Source organism: Ruegeria sp. BJ6, assembly GCF_056537885.1.
On the sequence record NZ_JBQFSG010000007.1, the window covers coordinates 88,820 to 104,862 of the forward strand.

A 16,043-nucleotide genomic window follows, 5' to 3' on the forward strand; every position below is an offset into this window, starting at 1 on the left:
GCCGATCTTAGGACGCTGCTTTCATCAACCCTTTTTCGATGATCTCTGCATGCGCCTCATCCAGTGATTTGCGAATGCGCTGGATCATCTCGTCTATGTCATCGGTCATCAGGATCAACGGTGGTGAGATGATCATGCGGTCGCCTACATGGCGCATAACCAGATTGTTGGCGAAACAGCGATCCCGGCAGATATTGCCGATAGTGCCGGGGTCGGACGCGAACTTGGCGCGGGTTTCCTTGTCGGGTGTCAGCGCAATCGACGCCATCATGCCAGCGATCTTTGCCTCGCCAACCAGCGGGTGGTCGGTCAGAGCTTCCCACTTCTCTTTTAAGTATGGGGCCGCCACATCACGCACATGACCGATGATGTTTTCCTCTTCGAGGATGCGCAGGTTTTCTAGCGCGACGGCTGCCGCAACCGGATGACCCGAATAGGTGTAACCGTGGTTGAATTCCCCCTTGCCGATCACCTCTGCCACTTCATCACATACGACCGACCCGCCGATCGGCGCATAGCCCGAGCTCAAGCCTTTGGCGATGGTCATGATATGTGGCTTGATCCCGACGGTCTGCGAGCCGAACCAGTTGCCCGTCCGGCCAAAGCCGCAGATCACTTCATCCGCAATCAGAAGGATATCGTACTTGTCACAGATCCGCTGAATTTCCGGCCAATAGCTGTCCGGAGCGACGATCACGCCGCCCGCACCCTGCACCGGCTCGGCGATGAAGGCGGCAACCCTGTCTTCACCCAGCTGCAGAATTGCCTCCTCCAGTTCCCGTGCACGGGCCAGGCCGAACTCTTCAGGTGACATGTCGCCGCCTTCGGCCCACCAGTTGGGTTGGTTGATGTGGTGAATATCCGGGATCGGCATGCCACCCTGTTCGTGCATATGCACCATTCCGCCCAGCGAAGCCGCGCCGACAGTCGATCCGTGATAAGCGTTCTTGCGGCTGATGATGACCGATTTTTCGGGATGACCCTTCATGGACCAGTAAGTGCGGACAAGACGAATATTCGTGTCGTTGGCTTCGGACCCTCCGGCGGCAAAGAAGACATGGTTCAGGTCATCCGGCGCAAGGCTGGCGATCTTGTCGGCCAATGCGATGGCAGGCACGTGGGTCGTCTTGAAGAATGTGTTGTAATACGGAAGCTCGCGCATTTGCCGGGCGGCTGCATCCGCAAGTTCGTCCCGGCCATAACCAATGTTCACGCACCACAGGCCCGCCATGGCGTCCAGAATTTCCTCGCCTTCGCTGTCTGTTAGGTACACGCCCCTGGCGCTGGTGATGACTCGCACGCCTTCCTTGCCTAGTGCCTCATTGGCGGAAAAGGGGTGGATGTGATGTGCGGCATCCAGGGCCTGCAATTCTGCGGTCGGCATGTGATTGGTGATGGTCGACATCTGAATCTCCTGCGAAAGCGGTTGGAAATTACAATATGATCAAATTGAAAGCTGTCAATCGAATCGCGTCAGGCAGATGATTTTGCGTGCGCATCAGCCATTAGCATCATCCCCTGTTCGACGTCCTGCGCCATTGCCTGCGCCACTTTCTCGGAGTTTCGGTTGCGCAGCGCCGATATGATGTCTTTGTGCAGATCGGGCAGGCTGTGTGTCCCGAACCGACCGCAGACGACGCGAAGGGAAGGACCAAACCTGAGCCACAAACGCTCGGCCAGATCGCTGAGAACAGGAGCCTCGGCATAGGCATAAAGCGCTGCATGAAAAGCATAATTCCAGCGCAGGTATCCTTCCACATCTCCTGCTGCAATCGCTTGGTCCAATTGTTGATCCATGCCTTCAAGCTTGTCGATATCGGCAGAAGTCATATTCAGCGTAGCGCGTCTTGAAAGTTCTGATTCTATTGACTTTCTTGCATAAACTAGCTGTTCAACATCGGCGCTCGACAGAACCGGTACACTCACCCGTCGGTTTCCCTGAAATACCAGCGCGCCGTCCGAAATCAGGCGGCGGATCGCCTCGCGCACAGGGGTCATGCCCACTCCAAGAGAATCTGCTAACCCCTGAATAGTGACAGGTTGCCCCGGGATCATTTCCCCGAACAAAATTTGTGATCTGAGGGTCAGATAAACCTGTTCATGCGCCGGTTGCTTGCTCTCTCTGGTTTCTGTTTTTGGCACCATGTCTTTGATCGTATTCAAAAGGTTTACCCTGATCTGCTTGAGCTTGACTTGCCAGCTTCTGCACCTCGTGAAATCATAAACTGAGTTACCGGAAAACGCAAAACTTGATCAAATCTAAGACCTGTATAGATTTGCCGTCATGATCGTCTCATTAGTGCTACCTTTGATCCCCATCACCGTGCTTCTGCAGAACCAGCAGAATTTGACGGAAGCAATGGTGCGGCAGCGGCGCGAGACCCAAGCCGCCGTGCTTGTGCCATGAGGCGTATATATCCGGATTACGCCTATGGGTCTGGTCCGCGTCAGGGGTGCTGGTGGGACGAAACCGTCGAGGCGCCAGACTGGCCTGTTCAACAAGGCAACTTGAAGGTTGATGTTGCCGTTGTCGGCGGTGGTTTCACCGGTATGTCGGCGGCCCTTCATCTTGCGCAGGCCGGGGCCTCGGTGGCTGTTCTGGAAGCAGAAACCCCGGGATGGGGTGCCTCGGGGCGGAATGGCGGGTTTTGTTGTCTTGGTGGCTCGAAACTGGCCTCTTCCACGATGCGTCGCCGTTATGGCGACGCTGCCACTCAGGCATATGAGCAGGCGGAAATTGATGCGGTTGCTCTGGTCGCAGACCTTTTGACGAAGAACCGTATCGATGCGGATACGCACTCAAATGGCGAGACGGTTCTGGCGCATTCGCCGCGCGCGATGGCCCATCTCCGGCGAAATGCGGACGAATTCGGGGTGCTGCATGAGCCGGACGACCTGCCAAAACTGGGATTTGGCGGTACATTTTTTGGCGGCTACAGCTTTCCTGTCGGGTTTGGCCTGAACCCACGAAAATACCTGTTCGGCGTTGCCGCAGCTGCGATAGACGCGGGCGCAAAGGTGTTTCAGAAAAGCGCGGCCCTTACAATCGGACGTAAGGGAGCACGGCATGAGGTCACGACGCCCGCTGGCCATGTGGTGGCGGATCAGGTTCTGATCTGTACAAACGGATATTCAAGCGAGGATATGCCGCCGTGGTTGGCTGGCCGATACATGCCTGCGCAATCCACCGTTATGGTGACGCGCCCCCTGACCGAAGGTGAACTGACGGCGCAGGGTTGGACATCGGACCAGATGGCGTATGACAGTCGGCATCTGCTTCACTATTTTCGTTTGATGCCCGATCGCAGGTTCCTTTTTGGAATGCGCGGGGGGCTGTTCTCGTCACCCGGGGCCGAAGCTTCGATCCGACGTAAGGTGCGCAAGGATTTTGCACACGTGTTTCCGGCCTGGGCTGGGGTGGATGTTACGAATATGTGGTCTGGTCTGGTTTGCCTGTCTCGCAACCTGGTGCCGTTTGTCGGAGCTGTTCCAGGACAACCCGGCATATATGCGGGGCTGGCCTATCACGGTAACGGAGTGGCCATGGGAACCTATTGCGGTCGTGCTCTGGCCCAATTGGTGCTTGGACAGGATGCTGACCTGCCTGTTCCTTTGACCCGTCTGCCGTCCCGAATTCCGTTCGGTCGCGCACGTCGTATCCTGATGCCACCAGCGTATGCTTTGATGGCGCTGGCTGATCTGTAGCCCTGTTAATTGCGCAGCGTTTCGGTCTCCAGCGCACAGCCTGTGGCATAGTCGGGGGCGCCATTTTCGCTGCGCCAAAGGCAATAGGCCGCCATGCGCCATGCGTACCACCGTCGCAGATTCCCATAACGATGCGTGATTTCCGGATCATCGTAGGCTGAAAGAAAACGGTTCTCTTCTTCTGCCGACAATATGGTTCCGCGGTAAAGCCATTGCATGGAGGGCGACAGAAACAGTGCCACATCCTCGCACGGGTCCGCCAGGGCCGGGCACTGCCAATCGATGAGCGTAAGGCGACTGCCCGAGACCAGAATGTTGCCCGCCACCGGATCCCCGTGAATAATGCATCGTTGTGGCAGAGGCTCGACATGGGTGTCAGGGCGCAGCCGTTCCAAATCCGCGCGTTGCCGTGATTTGCACAAGGTCAGAATCTGCCGTGCATGTGCATCCAGATCCTTGCTGCCGTTGCAACCCAGCGGCGCCTTTAGATGAACCGGGCTGGAATGAAGCCTTCGCAAAAGGCGCGCAACGGGCTCGGGATTTTCCTGCCAAGGCGCACCGGGTGCATGGTCGTACAGAACCCATCGGTCGTTGTTGGTGCGTCCCGAAGCGCGCAGACGCGGCGTGAACCCAGCGGTCGAGAATGCCTCCAGACAGGTTGCCTCCAGATCGGCGTTGTTTTGAAAAAGCGGATTCTGAAAATTGGTCCGATAAAGCTTCAACACCCTGTCTCCACCGGAACCGTGCACTTTCCAGACGCGATTGGTACGCCCACCGTAAAGCGTTTCAAATCGTTCACTTGGGCTGACAAGCCCCTTGGTGTTGAGTTCCGCGATCAAATGAGTTGGCGGCAGTGTTTCGGAGGTCAGGATTCGTTCCAATCATTGGGATGGCGTAACACGCCAAGGTTTGACCTGTCCTGCCAGCCAGATCAACTCCCGGTGCGAATGCCTGATACTTCCTCGGTCGATACAACCTGACCGCCATCCAGCGTCAGGGTGACTTTGCCCTCGAGTATTTGCGCCTCGGTTACGCGGCCATAGGTGGCGGCTACCGTTTCTGACAAAAGCTCTCCTTGATAGAAACTTTCGACCGAAAGGGAGTAAAGCCCTGTTGGAACAATCCCCCCTGATCCATCTGCCCCGTCCCAGACAAAAGATGTTGCGGAAACCGGCATCGTAACGCGATCCACCACCGTCCCGTCAGAATCTCGTATGACAAGGTTTGCTTTGTCCGCTTTGCCATCGGTTTGCGGAAACAAGGTAACGGGCGTGCCGTTAAATTGAACAGGCGCGTTTGTCCGTACGTCCATTCCGATCCAGTCGGCCAGGTCGTTAAGGTTAGCACCACCCAATGCACCGGCCAGACCAGCAAGGAACTCGTTCGTTTGAACCTGCTGTTCCACCATGGAAAACTGAGCCAGTTGCGACGCGTATTGCGCTGAATCCAATGGCTCCAGAGGGTCCTGATACCTAGCTTGTGCAGTCAACATCTTCAGAAAGGTCTCGAAATCCGAGGTCAATTTTGAAGGCGTGCCGGATTTTGCGGCACTGGCAGTACCCGAAGCGACCGAAAACGCTGTGCTGGTTTGGGTGATCATTGTTCAATACCTCAAGTCAACGCCCTGAGAGACGATTTTGGTTGGAAGGTCAGTTGCTTGTGGATTATCCGGATTATCCGAGAGATCCAGAGTACCTGCCGGGTCTTGATGGCGCTCGTGGTGCTGTTGTGACTGCATTCCGAAATCCAGAGATATGTTTTTGTATCCTAGTTCGCGAAATTCGGACGACAGTTCCAGAACATGCCGCCGCATCAGATCCAGCGTTTCCGGACGTTCGGCCGAAATGCTCAGGATGATCCCATCGTCACGTCCGCTCAGAGCTATCGAAACACGCCCCAGTTCCTGTGGATTTAACGCGACTTCAATTGTGTCTGATCCCGATCGAACGGAAATGGCCGTCGACAGTTGTCCGGCTATCGCGCGCGCCACATCCGGAGTGCGAACAGGCCCAGCTTGGCCGGAGGGGGCTTGTCCGGTTTCCCGGGTGTGAGTGGGCAGGGCAATGTCGCTTTCCGGGGCCTCTTGTTCCATCGCGAAATCAGGGTTGGCCAAAGCCTGATCTTGTTCGGTTGACATCGCGGTATCGAACCTTGGACTTCCGGCTGGCGGTCCAGTGAAAGTGGCCGGGGGCGTGTTGGCCGGTGGATGAAGCCGAATGTCAGCATCTGGCTTCTGGATCCCGGACGCAGTAATTGCACCATCCATTTCAGGTGCCTCAGCCGTTGACCGATGCTGAATTATTGCCGTTTCGACGTTTTTCAGATGGGCGGGATTGATCTGCTCGACACCATAGACAATCAGCGGGCGGGTTGCCTGCTGAGGCTCGGCGTTGAAACGGGAATCTGATGCGTATTTAACCAACTCGAATTGAGTTGGCGCACTGGCTGCTTTTGGTGGGGGGCTGACAGCTTCCAAAGTATCATCTGCGCTTTGGGATTTGTCGATGGTAAGTGCGCCGGGCGGCAATTGGTTGTTGTTTGCAGTGAAAGGTTCGATGTCGCTCCGCCGCAGACTTACCGTTTCGTTTTTGTCCGTCAACGGATGGTCGATCGGGTCAAGTTGATCCAGGAGCTCCTCACTGCTGATCGGAGTCTCCGAATCGACTTCCCGGTTCGGGCTGCCTTCTTCAGAATGCGGTACCTTGGGGGCCGGCCCATTGTGCCCGGGATGGGCCGAAGGTTCAGAACCACCACGCACGAAATTTTCAAAGGGATTTTCAGCCTTTGACCTCTGCCCGACATCCGGATCGGATCCGGATTGCGGGCTTCGAAGCGGCGTTGAAGGCAATGTGTTCACTGATGCAGGCATATCGGACATCCCAGAAATCTGGCCACCACCCTGCACAGTAGAAGTTACGTATTTTTTAACTGCTTTCATCATTTATCGGGACAGTTCTATGCAACTTCCGAGGAGCGTCATGAAGATTTCAGTATCCCCCGCGCCAGTCGCCACAGGCGTTGATTTTTCCAATCTCAGAAAAGCTGCAGTTGAGTTGGAGGCGACATTTTTGTCTGAAATTCTGAAGTCTGCGGGCCTTGGTACTGCACCATCCGGATTCGGTGGCGGTGTAGGAGAGGAGCAGTTTTCTTCGCTTTTAGTACAGCAACAGGCTCGTCAAATGGCCTTTTCCGGGGGCGTAGGCCTGTCAGAAGTTTTTTTCAGGGCGCTTACGGAGGATGCCAATGTCGCGTGAACAGTCTGTTGAACTGATCCGGGCACTTGAGGATTTGCTGGATATGGAACGCGCCGCGCTCATCCAAGGCCAGCTGGATCAGCTGGATCACATGCTGCCCCGGAAAGAAGAACTGATCGCATCGGTCAAGGACCTTCAGGTGCATGAAACCGAAGATCTGATCCGGCTCCAACACAAAGTCGACCGGAATCAGGCCCTGTTGAAAAGTGCATCCGAAGGGATCAAAGCCGTTGCAAACCGGATGGCCGAGCTTCGCCAGGTTCGCCTGGGACTAAGCACGTACGACGCTGCCGGGCAGCGCAGCAACTACGCCGTGCGGCACGAATCAAAGCTGGAAAAACGCGCATAAGTGTCGGTTTGATTCAAATCCTAGTTTTCCAAACAGCCAGCTTTAGCATTCCATTAGGAGATCGCGCCCAAACATGAACCCGCATCTGGAATCGCAGGTGGCGCGAAAACCGACAAGGTAGATCGCAAAGGTCAGAACGACACGAATTCCAGTCCATCCGGACGGGTAGAACACGGGTGCCTGAAACACCCTAACGTAAAGGATGAAAATCATGTCCAGTATTCTGACAAACAATGGCGCGATGGTGGCGTTGCAGACCCTGAAATCGGTCAACAAGAACCTGACGGCAACTCAAAATGCCATTTCAACCGGCAAGGATGTGGCTACTGCCAAGGATAACTCTGCAGTCTGGGCCATTTCCAAAGTGATGGAGTCGGACGTCAAAGGGTTCACGGCGATTAAGGACAGTCTGGGTCTGGGTGAATCGACGGTTGCGGTTGCGCGCAACGCTGCGGAAACAGTGACCGATCTGCTGACGCAAATGAAAGGCAAGATCGTTGCGGCCCAGGAAGACAACGTTGATCGCGCGAAAATCAACACGGATGTGAGCGCGCTGAAGGATCAAATCGCATCAGTTGTGGGTGCCGCTCAGTTCAACGGCCTGAACCTCGTGGACGGATCTACCGGTTCGGCATCAATTCTGGCTTCGCTGGACCGGGACAGCACAGGCGCAGTGACGGCGTCGTCGATCAATGTCGCGGGCCAGAACCTGTCTACCGGCGGCTATGTCACCAAGGCTGTATTTGATGGATCGACCGGGTCTTCGACCGGCAATGACAGGGTGGGGGCAACTATTGCCGACACTGCAACTTCGGCGACCGCATTGGTGACGGATGAATCCAGCGGCGCGTTTGCCGCCGGGGACAAGGTGGTTGTTGCAATCGACGATCAGACCGTGTCCTACACGGTGACCGCAGCGGACGCTGCCGCGACCACCACCGGGGATATCGTTGCTGTCGGCCTGAAAGCCAAGATCGAGGAAATGGGGATTACCGGCCTGACCGTCGGATACGATTCCGGTACTGCAGGCACTCTGGCAATCTCCAATAACACAGGTGCGGATATCTCGTTTTCCGCGCAATTTGTGAATGCGGGTTCCGGCGGCCTTGGTGCGATGGCGGGGATTGACGTGTCAACCGGGCCGGGCGCAACCGCAGCGCTGGCCACCGTCGAGGCACTGATCGACACGTCGATCGATGCGTCGGCGGCCTTTGGTTCCGCACAAGGGCGTATCGAAACGCAGAAAGAGTTTATCTCGAACCTGTCGGATTCGTTCAAATCGGGGATCGGTTCGCTGGTCGATGCCGACATGGAGGAGACCTCTGCCCGTTTGCAGGCCCTGCAGGTACAGCAGCAGCTTGCGACCCAATCGCTCTCCATCGCCAACCAGGCGCCGCAGTCGATCCTGTCGCTGTTCCGTTAAGCGATATGACCAGGGCGGTAACGCCCTGGTCTTTTCCCTCTCCTGAAATTTCAATCATGAGGACACGACGTGAACGCGCTATCCCAGGCACGGCGGGCATATTCCGCCGCATCCACCCCGATCCGAACCCCGAGAAATATGGAGTATGAAGCGATCTCGCGTGTCACGCACCGCATCCATGCTGCGATGAAAAAAGGCAAACCTGCTTATGGTGAACTTGTCGAAGCACTTTATGACAACACCCGCATGTGGACCGTCTTTGCAAAAAACGTTGCGGACGCGCAAAACGGGTTGACCGACCATTTGCGTGCGCAGCTTTTTTTCCTGTCAGAGTTTACCCACGAACACACAAGCAAAGTTCTTCGGCGCGAGGCCAATGTTCTGCCGTTGCTGGAAATCAATGCAGCCATCATGCGTGGCCTGCGCAGCGGAGGTGCATGAGATGAGCGGACTGGTCCTCAAGCTGGCACCGAAAGAACGTGTCCTGATCAACGGCGCAGTCATCGAAAACGGCGACCGGCGTGGGCGATTAGCGGTGATGACGCCGAATGCGAACATTTTGCGCTTGCGTGATGCGATCCACCCTGACGAAGCGACGACTCCGGTGCGACGGGTCTGCTACGCAACACAACTGGTCTTGTCGGGGGACAGCGACGCAGAGGCGACGCGATTGTCCCTGCTGCGGCATATCGAAGAACTTAGCCAGATCTTTGGAGATCGCGACAGTCGCCATGCGCTAACCGAAGCGACCGAGGCGTTGATAGCGGACCACCACTACAAGTGCCTGAAGGCTCTGCGAACTTTGTTGCCGCGTGAAGAGCGCCTGATGGCATACCGGCAATGAGCTATCAGCCCGTCATACCGGCAAGCGGCTTAGTCGGCTGGCGTTTCCTGCAGCGTACGCACGACGCCCAGTTGGAGACCTTTGCTGCATCTGCTTCGGTTGAGCGAGAGACAAAGTACTTTCTGAACAATATCCAAACGGTAACATCTGCAGAGGATCTGGTATCGGATCGAAGGTTGTTGCGTGTCGCACTGAGCGCTTTCGGCCTGGAGGGGGATATCGACAACACTTTCTTTATCCGCAAGGTGCTGGAGGACGGGACAAATGCGGACGACGCATTGGCCAATAAACTGTCGGACCGCAGGTATCGCGAGTTTTCGGCCGCATTTGGGTTGGGACCGGGAGATGTTCTGAGAACGGGATTGGTGACCGAAATGGAAGTTGTCGCCCGGGACAGCCTGACCGCCCGGTTCGAGTCATCTGTCGGGGAAACAGATGAAACAATGCGGATCGCTCTGTACACTCAGCATGCACTGGCTGATCTGGCTGGAAAAGGCGGCAGCGAAGACCAGAAATGGTTTGAGTTGATGGGTCTTCCTCCGCTGCGCCGAATGATGGAGACCGCACTTGGCCTGCCACCGGCCTTTGCGCAGCTGGATATCGACAGGCAACTGGATGTGTTCAAGACAAAGCTATCAGGCCTGACCAATTCGTCCGATTTGTCGCAATTCACCGAAAGCTCGGCCATTGAAAAGCTGACCGATACCTATCTGGCACGCGACCAGATATCGTCAATCAATTCTGCTCTGTCTCCGGCCAGAACTGCTCTGATACTTCTGGGTGGGGCAGGCTGAGCAATAATCAGCTCGGAGTAATTTAGGTGAAGCTTCTATAACTCCGGCACTCCCCGCCATCGGTTTAGGGCCGGATTTGCCTCGTACTTTGGCGCACGATGGTGGGCGCCGGACACTCCCGGCTAAGGCGTTGGTTCCAGATTGTCGGCATTTGTTTGTAGCGCGAAACAATGTACGGGCTGGGTTACATTGTGCAGCTGGACCTGTCCGAGAGATATGGCATTCGAGCAGGCGGGTTCGATATCTTCTGAAACGACAATTCGATGCCCGCCGATTTTTCCATATTCACCCAGTCGTGCGGCAATGTTTGCGGCCTGCCCAATTACGGTAAAGTCCAAACGCTCGCGCGAGCCGACATTGCCATAGGTCACCCGGCCAAATGCCAGGCCAATAGAGCAGTCGCAATGTTCATCTGACCCGGTTTTCCGCAATTCGGCCAGCCTGTCGACGATTTCGATGGCTGATCGTTGTGCGTGACCACGCGCAGCCGCCGGGTCTTCGCCTGCTGGAAAGACGGCCAGCACAGCGTCGCCAATGAATTTTAGTACTTCGCCGCCGTGATCGTGAATTATACCGGACACTGTTTCGAAAAATTCGTTCAGCATTGCGATATATGCCGAGCGGCCCAGACGCTCCTCCAACAAGGTCGAGTTTCGCAGGTCGCAGAACATGATTGCGGCGTCGATCTCGTCCCCGTCCCCGCGTCGGATCTCACCGCCCAGTACCCGCGCGCCGGTTCTTTTGCCCACATAGGTTTCCAGCAAAGCCTGCGCGTTTTCGCGCTGGGTGAACACTTCGTAATAGCGCGCGATAACCGCTGAACACTCGAAAACCAGACCAAGGTTTTCTGTTGTAAAGCCATTGGGATGGTCGCAGGTCAGTGTCAGAACATTGGTGCGACCGTCCGAAAATGGCAGGGGCATGGCAACATAGTCGGTCGCGCCTTTGGCGCGCAGGTCTTCCAGAATGGGAAAACTATTTTCGGGATGATCGTCGTTCAGTCGTTGCCGCACGCCGCCCAAACCGTTTGATACGTGCCGAAGCGGGCTGTTGGTATAGGCCGGGTGGTCGTGGATTTCGTAGGTTGGTGCAAAGGTCGAAATCTCATCCTCGCCCTTTTCCCAGATATAGTGCTTTCCGGCGATCAGCGGGTGCAACGACCACACCAAAACGCCCAGGCGCTGAATGGAAATCCCGTGCTCAAGCATCATTTCGGCCAGCGCCTTGGTGAAATCTTCGGGTGTCAGATTGGCCGATGCGCCCCGCATCAGCCAGTCAATCAGTGGGCCACTGATATTGCCATCCGCTGGTTTGCGCAGGGTGTTTTCGCCCAGGTCTATATGGGTATACGCGTCGGTCATGAAGCCGATATGACCTTCGATACCCTCGCTTTCGGGCAAAGCGTTCTCATACGCCCAGACTGAATTGGGTAACCGCTTGCCAGCGATTTTGATATCCCGATAGGTGGCCGTACCCTTGAACGGGCAAAACGTCTGCAACTCACTGGGGTCGCTCAGATCGGCCTTCACGTCTTCGCGGGGAAAATAGATCGTTGGCGCAAGCCGGGTTTCGTACATGACTTTCGCATTGGAGCTTTCGGCCAGCATCATGTCATCGCGATAGATCGCGACGCGCCCCTTGAGCGGCTCGATGGAAATGCCGTAACCTGTGGATTGCGGTTTGGCGTGGACGTTCATCTGCAACCTCCTGTGCCTTGATCCGTTTAAGGATGGGTGCAACTCGTCCGGTTTCCAAGGGGGAATTCGAGGTTTTTACTAAATGAGAGTGTCTAGTTTCGGAAATCGGTGTCGGGTTCTGTCGATGTGTGCTGCAATGCTGAACCTTGCGGCTGGCGTTCATGCAGAAACGGCACCAAAGCAGTTAAACCGCAGTCAGTGCATCTGTCTGGCGGTTTGTGCGACCCTTGCGAACCCCAACCGCGTTCCGGTCACAACCGTCAACGGCTGCCCGCGCCTGAGGGATGAGTTGATCTATGACAATCTCGCGCGGTGTGCCTGTCCACAGGGCCCGACTGGCGCTCAGCAACCGGCCAGAGAACGACAGTCGCCCAATCACTAGCGATCAGATCATCTGTATCACGTCTTTTTCGATGGCAAGCATGTACCCCTTCTTGGCAATATTCTTGACCAGCAGTTCGCTGACCATCTGATTGCCAAGGGCATCGCGCAGACGCTTGATCCGGGTCGCACCGGCGGCTTCATCGCAGTCAGAGGCGTTTTTGCCCGAAATTGTCGATTCTATCTCGACCCCGGAAAGCACCTCGTCATCCAGACGGGATTCGGCCAGAACCGAAAGCGTCTCCATCGCGGCCGGCGTCAATTTGAAACCCATGTTGTTCAGATAAACCGTATTCTCTTCGCGGCTAATCAGCAGCGAGGTGACCTGAATACCCGTACGCTCGATCTGGGCCATGCGCCTGTTCAGCATCACGATCATGATCAGAAATACCAGTGCGGCGATCAGCATGGCGCTTGCAAAAACCAGCAACACAAAAATCACCATGCGATAGCTGGACAATGTGTCGGCAAAGGCGGTGCCGGACTGGGCCAGAATTTCCAGCAGTTTGATTTCGGCCTGCGATGTCAGGTCGCTTTCGACGAACAGGCGCTCGACACGCGCATTAAAGGCGTTGGCGTCGGGCAGGGTCCAGAACAGAAAGGCAGCGGCTGTCACGAGTATTGCGATGATCACCGCGATCCCGGCGCCGGCCAGCCGCACCCCGGAACGCCGGGCATCAGTAACGGAGATAGAATTTTCCGGCATTTGCCTTCCTTTGATCCAGCCCTTCGGGTCCGAACACCGATATCACGTTCAGCAGGGTCCACCCTGAAGATTTGAGGCGCCCGGCAACCTCGTTTCTGGCCTGACCGGGCGAACAGCTGGAGACTTGCATGACGCCATAGTGCAGGCGCAAGGGTTTATCCTGCTTGGCCTTGTAATCCGCATAGCAATCCGCCGCCGCAGCGTTGGAACCAAGCGATATCAGGGCCGCACAAACCAGTGAAGAGAGCATCTGTTTCATGGGCTGCATCCTGCGCACGGGTTTGTCGGATATTCAATAACCATAGGGCTTTGAGAAGGATGATATCGGATAACAAGGGTGCGTTATTGCTTGTCCGAACCGGAAAGACCCAGGGTTGGTTCATCGAATTCGCGATCCCCAAAAGGGTCGCAGGAACACCGGAAAGGACATGCCCAATGCACCGGAAATTCATCGCCGTTATCATTGCAACCGCCGTGGCAATAACAGGGATATCAGCCTCGAAAGCACGGGCTGCGGATGCCCATGACATACTTGGGGGGCTGGCAGCCGTCGCAATCCTCGGTGCGGCTATCAATCACTACTCCAAGAAGTCGCGCCACGATTACGTGCAACCCGTAACCCGTCATCCTTACCCGGCCCCAAGCGTGCCCCGGGTCAAACCGCGCCATGTGCGTCCGATACCTAATCGCGTGGCGCGTTATGACTTGCCTCAACACTGTCTCAAGACTTTCAACAGATACTCCAAAAAGCGCCCGCTGCTGGGGAAAAGTTGTCTGAAGAAACATTACAAACATGCCAGCCATCTGCCGCGCGCGTGTGAGGTCGGGTTCTGGAACGGAAAGAAAGTCAAGCGCGCCTATGAACCCGCATGCCTGCGTCAAAGGGGATACCGAGTTGTGTACTGGTAACGAGTACCGAGCAGAAGTGGCGACGTAGAAGCGCCACCGGAGAGGGCAGTGCAAACTGCCCTCTCTTTTTTCTTGCGTTGCGGTGCATATCCCGGTTTTCCAGATGCCATGACATTTCCGAATGATGAACTGGAACAGGCGCTGAAGGCGCAGGGCTATCTCAGAATAGCAGGTGTTGATGAGGTGGGGCGCGGCCCGCTGGCGGGTCCGGTTGTGGCTGCAGCGGTTGTTCTAGACCTGAGGGCGATACCCGAAGGTCTGAACGACTCGAAAAAACTGACCGCAAAACGGCGCGACGCCCTGAATGACCATATCAGGGAAACGGCAGAAGTTTCCGTTGCCGAGGCAAGCGTCGAAGAGATTGACGACCTCAACATCCTGCGTGCGTCGCATCTGGCGATGGAGCGCGCGGTCGCCGCGCTGAATCCTCAACCGGATTTCCTTCTGATTGATGGCAATATGATACCCCGGGGCCTTGGTCTGCCCAGCCAAGCCGTTGTCAAAGGGGACGCGCGTTCCGTGTCGATAGCTGCGGCGTCGATCATTGCCAAAACATGGCGCGATCGGCTGATGGTGGATTTGGCGCAACAGCATCCGGGCTACGGCTGGGAGACAAACGCCGGATATCCGTCAAAACAACACAAAGATGCGCTGCGAAATCTTGGTGTGACCCCACATCATAGGCGTTCGTTCAAACCCGTCCACAATATCTTGTATCAAGAGTAAATCGTAAGCTGCTGATTCAAAAAAGAAATTGACGGCGAATCGTCTTTGACTCATCCTTGTCTCAACCAAATGAGCGCAAAAGCGCCGTGGAACCTGAGGCAGTGATATGACAACGACCAAGACAAAGGGCGCAACCGCGCTCCCATTAAACACGATTCTTTCCGGTGACTGCATCGACGTGATGAACAGTCTGCCAGAGGCGTCCGTGGACCTGATTTTCGCCGATCCGCCTTATAATCTGCAACTGAAAGGCCAGTTGCATCGCCCGGACAACTCTCAGGTGGATGCGGTGGATGATCATTGGGATCAATTTTCCAGCTTTGGTGCCTACGACCAGTTCACACGCGAGTGGTTGAAAGCGGCCCATCGCCTGCTGAAACCCAATGGTGCGATCTGGGTGATTGGCTCTTACCACAACATTTTCCGTGTGGGTTCGGCCTTGCAGGATGCGGGATACTGGATTCTGAATGACGTCGTCTGGCGGAAATCGAACCCGATGCCGAATTTCCGTGGCAAACGGTTCACCAACGCGCATGAGACAATGATCTGGGCATCGAAGGCCGAAGGGGCCAAGTACACGTTCAACTATGAGGCGCTGAAGGCGCTGAACGAAGGTGTACAGATGCGCAGTGACTGGGTTCTGCCGATCTGTACCGGGCATGAGCGGCTCAAGGACGAAAACGGCGACAAGGCGCATCCGACACAGAAACCGGAATCACTGTTGCACCGCGTTCTGGTCGGTTCGACAAATCCTGGTGACGTGGTGCTGGATCCGTTCTTTGGCACGGGCACAACGGGTGCTGTTGCCAAGATGCTGGGGCGCGAGTTCATCGGCATCGAGCGCGAAGAAAGTTATCGGAAGGTCGCCACCAAGCGAATCTCAAAAGTGCGCAAATTCGATCGCGAGGCGCTGGAAGTCAGCGCAAGCAAAAGGGCCGAACCACGCGTTCCCTTTGGCCAGCTGGTCGAACGCGGGATGCTGCGCCCGGGCGAGGAACTGTACTCGATGAACCAGCGCCACAAAGCCAAGGTGCGCGCGGACGGCACCCTGATTGGCGACAATATCAAAGGATCGATTCATCAGGTTGGCGCGCATCTGGAAAACGCGCCTTCCTGCAACGGCTGGACCTATTGGTGCTTCAAGCGCGAAGGAAAAACCGTTCCGATCGATGTGTTGCGCCAGCAGATCAGAGCCGAAATGCATAACTGAATTTGAACACCGCCGGTGCCTGTGGCCTGACACATGGCACTAAAC

At 56.0% G+C, this 16,043-nt stretch carries 20 protein-coding genes; 11 read left to right on the top strand and 9 right to left on the bottom strand.

The window, feature by feature from the left end:
• Positions 1–7: 7 nt before the first annotated feature.
• Both ACR0D6_RS15060 and ACR0D6_RS15065 read right to left on the bottom strand, forming a co-directional pair.
• Positions 8–1,405, bottom strand: coding sequence for an aspartate aminotransferase family protein (locus ACR0D6_RS15060; RefSeq protein WP_480766076.1), 1,398 nt, complete (start codon positions 1,403–1,405; stop codon positions 8–10).
• Between the two features lie 68 nt (positions 1,406–1,473).
• Positions 1,474–2,145 carry a GntR family transcriptional regulator gene (locus ACR0D6_RS15065; RefSeq protein ID WP_480452454.1) on the bottom strand — a complete coding sequence of 224 codons (672 nt, stop codon included), beginning with the start codon at positions 2,143–2,145 and terminating at the stop codon, positions 1,474–1,476.
• Between the two features lie 139 nt (positions 2,146–2,284).
• Between ACR0D6_RS15065 and ACR0D6_RS15070 the strand changes: the two genes are divergently transcribed.
• Together ACR0D6_RS15070 and ACR0D6_RS15075 are read left to right on the top strand one after the other, a co-directional pair.
• Complete coding sequence (locus ACR0D6_RS15070; RefSeq protein WP_480766077.1) at positions 2,285–2,407, top strand: hypothetical protein; 123 nt, start codon at positions 2,285–2,287, stop codon at positions 2,405–2,407.
• On the top strand, positions 2,404–3,705 hold the full coding sequence (locus tag ACR0D6_RS15075) for an NAD(P)/FAD-dependent oxidoreductase (RefSeq protein WP_480766078.1): 1,302 nt from the start codon (positions 2,404–2,406) through the stop codon (positions 3,703–3,705). Before ACR0D6_RS15070 ends, ACR0D6_RS15075 begins: the two co-directional genes overlap by 4 nt.
• A gap of 5 nt (positions 3,706–3,710) precedes the next feature.
• On the opposite strand, the gene ACR0D6_RS15080 is transcribed toward ACR0D6_RS15075, so the two are convergent.
• From ACR0D6_RS15080 to ACR0D6_RS15090, 3 genes are read right to left on the bottom strand one after another with little or no spacing between them, the layout of a single operon-like run.
• Complete coding sequence (locus ACR0D6_RS15080) at positions 3,711–4,586, bottom strand: phosphotransferase family protein (protein ID WP_480766079.1); 876 nt, start codon at positions 4,584–4,586, stop codon at positions 3,711–3,713.
• A 50-nt stretch (positions 4,587–4,636) separates the two neighbouring features.
• A complete protein-coding gene (locus tag ACR0D6_RS15085) occupies positions 4,637–5,305 on the bottom strand; it encodes a flagellar hook capping FlgD N-terminal domain-containing protein (protein ID WP_480766080.1) in 669 nt (222 codons plus the stop codon).
• A 3-nt stretch (positions 5,306–5,308) separates the two neighbouring features.
• Positions 5,309–6,643 carry a flagellar hook-length control protein FliK gene (locus ACR0D6_RS15090; protein WP_480766081.1) on the bottom strand — a complete coding sequence of 445 codons (1,335 nt, stop codon included), beginning with the start codon at positions 6,641–6,643 and terminating at the stop codon, positions 5,309–5,311.
• A 40-nt stretch (positions 6,644–6,683) separates the two neighbouring features.
• Here ACR0D6_RS15090 and ACR0D6_RS15095 point away from each other — a divergent pair, with 40 nt between their 5' ends.
• The gene (locus ACR0D6_RS15095) at positions 6,684–6,959 is read left to right on the top strand and encodes a rod-binding protein (RefSeq protein ID WP_480766082.1); all 276 of its coding nucleotides are present in this window, start codon (positions 6,684–6,686) and stop codon (positions 6,957–6,959) included.
• A complete protein-coding gene (locus ACR0D6_RS15100) occupies positions 6,949–7,308 on the top strand; it encodes a flagellar biosynthesis protein FlgN (RefSeq protein WP_480766083.1) in 360 nt (119 codons plus the stop codon). Before ACR0D6_RS15095 ends, ACR0D6_RS15100 begins: the two co-directional genes overlap by 11 nt.
• Before the next feature lie 42 nt (positions 7,309–7,350).
• On the opposite strand, the gene ACR0D6_RS15105 is transcribed toward ACR0D6_RS15100, so the two are convergent.
• Positions 7,351–7,521, bottom strand: a complete 171-nt coding sequence (locus tag ACR0D6_RS15105; protein ID WP_480766084.1) for a hypothetical protein — start codon at positions 7,519–7,521, stop codon at positions 7,351–7,353.
• Here ACR0D6_RS15105 and ACR0D6_RS15110 point away from each other — a divergent pair.
• The 4 genes from ACR0D6_RS15110 (at position 7,520) to ACR0D6_RS15125 (ending at position 10,369) form a co-directional block, all read left to right on the top strand.
• Positions 7,520–8,731 (top strand): flagellin N-terminal helical domain-containing protein, encoded by a 1,212-nt coding sequence (locus ACR0D6_RS15110; protein ID WP_480766085.1) that lies wholly within the window; start codon positions 7,520–7,522, stop codon positions 8,729–8,731. The genes ACR0D6_RS15105 and ACR0D6_RS15110 overlap by 2 nt on opposite strands.
• 69 nt (positions 8,732–8,800) lie before the next feature.
• Entirely contained in the window at positions 8,801–9,172 is a 372-nt protein-coding gene (gene flaF / locus ACR0D6_RS15115; protein ID WP_480452284.1) for a flagellar biosynthesis regulator FlaF, read from the top strand.
• 1 nt (position 9,173) lies between these two features.
• On the top strand, positions 9,174–9,575 hold the full coding sequence (flbT, locus tag ACR0D6_RS15120) for a flagellar biosynthesis repressor FlbT (RefSeq protein ID WP_480452286.1): 402 nt from the start codon (positions 9,174–9,176) through the stop codon (positions 9,573–9,575).
• Entirely contained in the window at positions 9,572–10,369 is a 798-nt protein-coding gene (locus ACR0D6_RS15125; RefSeq protein ID WP_480766086.1) for a DUF1217 domain-containing protein, read from the top strand. Before flbT ends, ACR0D6_RS15125 begins: the two co-directional genes overlap by 4 nt.
• Before the next feature lie 122 nt (positions 10,370–10,491).
• On the opposite strand, the gene ACR0D6_RS15130 is transcribed toward ACR0D6_RS15125, so the two are convergent.
• The 3 genes from ACR0D6_RS15130 to ACR0D6_RS15140 form a co-directional block, all read right to left on the bottom strand.
• Positions 10,492–12,066: a DUF427 domain-containing protein gene (locus ACR0D6_RS15130; RefSeq protein ID WP_480766087.1), complete on the bottom strand. Its 1,575-nt coding sequence runs from the start codon at positions 12,064–12,066 to the stop codon at positions 10,492–10,494.
• A gap of 385 nt (positions 12,067–12,451) precedes the next feature.
• Positions 12,452–13,153, bottom strand: coding sequence for a helix-turn-helix domain-containing protein (locus tag ACR0D6_RS15135; protein WP_170656065.1), 702 nt, complete (start codon positions 13,151–13,153; stop codon positions 12,452–12,454).
• On the bottom strand, positions 13,125–13,412 hold the full coding sequence (locus ACR0D6_RS15140; protein ID WP_170656063.1) for a hypothetical protein: 288 nt from the start codon (positions 13,410–13,412) through the stop codon (positions 13,125–13,127). The genes ACR0D6_RS15135 and ACR0D6_RS15140 overlap by 29 nt, the downstream gene beginning before the upstream one ends.
• Positions 13,413–13,588: 176 nt before the next feature.
• Between ACR0D6_RS15140 and ACR0D6_RS15145 the strand changes: the two genes are divergently transcribed.
• The 3 genes from ACR0D6_RS15145 to ACR0D6_RS15155 all read left to right on the top strand — a co-directional run bounded on the left by ACR0D6_RS15145 (position 13,589) and on the right by ACR0D6_RS15155 (position 15,998).
• Complete coding sequence (locus ACR0D6_RS15145; RefSeq protein ID WP_480766088.1) at positions 13,589–14,062, top strand: hypothetical protein; 474 nt, start codon at positions 13,589–13,591, stop codon at positions 14,060–14,062.
• 108 nt (positions 14,063–14,170) lie between these two features.
• Positions 14,171–14,788, top strand: coding sequence for a ribonuclease HII (locus tag ACR0D6_RS15150; RefSeq protein ID WP_480766089.1), 618 nt, complete (start codon positions 14,171–14,173; stop codon positions 14,786–14,788).
• A 106-nt stretch (positions 14,789–14,894) separates the two neighbouring features.
• A complete protein-coding gene (locus ACR0D6_RS15155; RefSeq protein WP_480766090.1) occupies positions 14,895–15,998 on the top strand; it encodes a DNA methyltransferase in 1,104 nt (367 codons plus the stop codon).
• Positions 15,999–16,043: the final 45 nt, after the last annotated feature.

Excerpts from the sequence above, each read along its gene's own strand:
- ACR0D6_RS15065 (WP_480452454.1), bottom strand. The coding sequence starts at position 2,145 with ATGGTGCCAAAAACAGAAACCAGAGAGAGCAAGCAACCGGCGCATGAA.
- ACR0D6_RS15090 (WP_480766081.1), bottom strand. The coding sequence starts at position 6,643 with ATGAAAGCAGTTAAAAAATACGTAACTTCTACTGTGCAGGGTGGTGGC.
- ACR0D6_RS15155 (WP_480766090.1), top strand. The coding sequence starts at position 14,895 with ATGACAACGACCAAGACAAAGGGCGCAACCGCGCTCCCATTAAACACG.
- ACR0D6_RS15110 (WP_480766085.1), top strand. The coding sequence starts at position 7,520 with ATGTCCAGTATTCTGACAAACAATGGCGCGATGGTGGCGTTGCAGACC.
- ACR0D6_RS15140 (WP_170656063.1), bottom strand. The coding sequence starts at position 13,412 with ATGAAACAGATGCTCTCTTCACTGGTTTGTGCGGCCCTGATATCGCTT.
- ACR0D6_RS15060 (WP_480766076.1), bottom strand. The coding sequence starts at position 1,405 with ATGTCGACCATCACCAATCACATGCCGACCGCAGAATTGCAGGCCCTG.
- ACR0D6_RS15150 (WP_480766089.1), top strand. The coding sequence starts at position 14,171 with ATGACATTTCCGAATGATGAACTGGAACAGGCGCTGAAGGCGCAGGGC.
- ACR0D6_RS15145 (WP_480766088.1), top strand. The coding sequence starts at position 13,589 with ATGCACCGGAAATTCATCGCCGTTATCATTGCAACCGCCGTGGCAATA.
- ACR0D6_RS15105 (WP_480766084.1), bottom strand. The coding sequence starts at position 7,521 with ATGATTTTCATCCTTTACGTTAGGGTGTTTCAGGCACCCGTGTTCTAC.
- ACR0D6_RS15100 (WP_480766083.1), top strand. The coding sequence starts at position 6,949 with ATGTCGCGTGAACAGTCTGTTGAACTGATCCGGGCACTTGAGGATTTG.
- flbT (WP_480452286.1), top strand. The coding sequence starts at position 9,174 with ATGAGCGGACTGGTCCTCAAGCTGGCACCGAAAGAACGTGTCCTGATC.
- ACR0D6_RS15075 (WP_480766078.1), top strand. The coding sequence starts at position 2,404 with ATGAGGCGTATATATCCGGATTACGCCTATGGGTCTGGTCCGCGTCAG.
- ACR0D6_RS15095 (WP_480766082.1), top strand. The coding sequence starts at position 6,684 with ATGAAGATTTCAGTATCCCCCGCGCCAGTCGCCACAGGCGTTGATTTT.
- ACR0D6_RS15125 (WP_480766086.1), top strand. The coding sequence starts at position 9,572 with ATGAGCTATCAGCCCGTCATACCGGCAAGCGGCTTAGTCGGCTGGCGT.
- ACR0D6_RS15070 (WP_480766077.1), top strand. The coding sequence starts at position 2,285 with ATGATCGTCTCATTAGTGCTACCTTTGATCCCCATCACCGTGCTTCTG.
- ACR0D6_RS15085 (WP_480766080.1), bottom strand. The coding sequence starts at position 5,305 with ATGATCACCCAAACCAGCACAGCGTTTTCGGTCGCTTCGGGTACTGCC.
- ACR0D6_RS15130 (WP_480766087.1), bottom strand. The coding sequence starts at position 12,066 with ATGAACGTCCACGCCAAACCGCAATCCACAGGTTACGGCATTTCCATC.
- ACR0D6_RS15135 (WP_170656065.1), bottom strand. The coding sequence starts at position 13,153 with ATGCCGGAAAATTCTATCTCCGTTACTGATGCCCGGCGTTCCGGGGTG.